This window comes from Xanthobacter autotrophicus, from assembly GCF_030015065.1.
Lineage (GTDB): Bacteria > Pseudomonadota > Alphaproteobacteria > Rhizobiales > Xanthobacteraceae > Xanthobacter > Xanthobacter autotrophicus_D.
In genome coordinates, this window is the sequence record NZ_JAIVFN010000234.1 from 1 (window position 1) to 2,189 (window position 2,189).

Here is a 2,189-nt window from a genome sequence, read left to right on the forward strand (position 1 = left end):
GTGCTGGTGGGGCCGAACGGGGCGGGAAAATCCACGCTGCTCAAGGCCATGTCCGGGGAGCACCGGCTCGCGTCTGGCCGCGTGACGCTGGACGGGGTGGCGATCACGCGGCTGTCGCCGCTGGAACTGGCCCGGCGCCGGGCGGTGCTGCCGCAGGCGGCGGAGGTGGCGTTCCCGTTCACGGCGGGAGAGGTGATTGCCGCCGGCCTGATGGCGCCGGACGGGCGCGACGGCGCGCGCATCGCCTGCCTCCTCGGTGAGGTGGACCTGCCGGGCTTCGCCCCGCGGCGCTACGACAGCCTGTCGGGCGGCGAGCGCCAGCGCGTGCAACTGGCGCGGATCCTCGCCCAGCTGGAGCTGACGCGGGCGGATGCGCCCTCCTACCTCTTCCTCGACGAGCCCACCGCGAGCCTCGACCTTGCCCACCAGCTCACCGTGCTGCGGCTGGCCCGCGCCCATGCGGACAAGGGCGGCGGCGTGCTCGCGGTGCTGCACGACCTCAACCTCGCGGCCATGGTGGCGGACGAGATCGTTGTCCTGGCGCAGGGGCGCATCCGGGCGGCGGGGCCGGCGGGCGAGGTGATCAGCGAGGAGGTACTGGAGGCCGCTTTCGGGGTCCGTGTGCGCGTGTGCGTGGCGCCGCCCGGCCCGTTCGTGCTGCCGCAGAATGTCGGTTGGGCGCGGTAGGGTGCGCGCCGCAGCGCTTCCATCCCCTCGCGGAGCATGTTCGGCCCCATCCCCCGGGCCGGCCGGGGGAGATGGGGCCTGAGGCGTGCGCATGCGGCTCAGGCAAGCTCCTGCGCCGCCTTGAGCACCTCTTCGGCATGGCCGGCCACCTTCACCTTGGGCCAGGCGCGCGCCACCTTGCCGTCACGGCCGATGAGCAGGGTGGCCCGCTCGATGCCCATATATTTGCGGCCGTACAGGCTCTTTTCCACCCAGACGCCATAGGCCTCCAGCATCGCTTTCTCCGGGTCGGAGCCGAGGGGGAAGGCGAGGTCGTACTTCGCCTTGAACTTGTCCTGGGCGCTCACGGCGTCGGCCGAGACGCCGAGGATGTCGGTGTCGGCGGCGGCGAAGGCGTCCTTCAGGCCATTGAAGGCAATGGCCTCCTTGGTGCAGCCCGTGGTGTTGGCCTTGGGGTAGAAATAGAGCACCAGCTTGCGGCCCTTGAAGTCCTTGAGCGCCACCGTGCCGCCCCCATCGCGGGCGAGCGAGAATGCCGGCGCCTTGGCTCCGGCCTCGGGAAACTTGGACATCCGCCATCCTTTCGACGTGTTCGGCGCCATTACCGGCCTGAACGGGAACCTGTTCGCTCGGCAGACGCCGGAAGCGGATTGCCGCCCGGAGTGGTCGAAACCGGGCGGATCCGGCTCCGGCGACCCACAAGTTCGCCGCCTTCCCGGCGCACATGGTAACCTGCAGGGGTTGATCCACCTCATCTTTACGAGGCACGGACAGGTTAGGGTCAACCGCGCGGAGATGGACGAATCGCCGCGCGCGGGAGAAGAGCGGTTACGGCATCCCCGACGGGTGGGATGTCCACGACAGAAGACAAGCGGGGAGGGGTCGCAGCGGCATGGAGGACAGGGTGCGCAGGCCGGAGCAGGCGCGGCGTCAGCCGCGGCGCTCCCGCTTCCGGGGCATCATGGGCGCGCTGACGCCGCGCAGCCGCGCGGGGCGCGTGTTCACCATGACGTGCCTGGCCCTCATCGCGCTGGGCGGTGTCGCCGCCGTCATCCTCTACGTTCTCATCGCCACCGGCACAGTCACCGCCAACATCGCCACGCCCTATATCGAGCGGGCGCTGGAGGAGCGCATCGGCGGCGGCCACAAGGTGGCCATCGGCTCGACCACCGTGGAGCAGGTGGGGGGCGGTGCCACCGCCGTGGTGGTCCATGACATCCGCGTCACCGGGCCGGACGGCCAATTGGTCGCGAGCGCGCCCAGCGCCGAGGTGGAGCTGGAAGGCTCGCTCCTGTCCCTGATGCCCAAGGCGCGGCGCATCGACCTCGTCGGCGCGGAGATGACGGTCCGCATCGCCGCCTCCGGTCATCTTGCGGTCGCGACGGGCAAGGGCGGCAAGGCGGGCAATGAGAAGCGTGGTGCCGAGCCCGCCGGCGAAGGCCGCGAGCGGCAGGCCCAGCGCCTGGAGCGGCGCCGGCAGCAACACCGCCAGCGGCGCGCCG

3 protein-coding genes are annotated in these 2,189 nt (G+C 71.3%); 2 read left to right on the forward strand and 1 reads right to left on the reverse strand.

The window, feature by feature from the left end:
* On the forward strand, window positions 1-687 hold a 687-nt coding region (locus K9U40_RS22650; RefSeq protein ID WP_282892352.1), incomplete at its 5' end, for a heme ABC transporter ATP-binding protein.
* A gap of 98 nt (window positions 688-785) precedes the next feature.
* Here K9U40_RS22650 and K9U40_RS22655 read toward each other — a convergent pair.
* A complete protein-coding gene (locus K9U40_RS22655; RefSeq protein ID WP_282892353.1) occupies window positions 786-1,259 on the reverse strand; it encodes a peroxiredoxin in 474 nt (157 codons plus the stop codon).
* A 320-nt stretch (window positions 1,260-1,579) separates the two neighbouring features.
* Here K9U40_RS22655 and K9U40_RS22660 point away from each other — a divergent pair.
* The coding region (locus K9U40_RS22660) for a hypothetical protein (RefSeq protein WP_432715934.1) at window positions 1,580-2,189 on the forward strand (610 nt) is incomplete at its 3' end.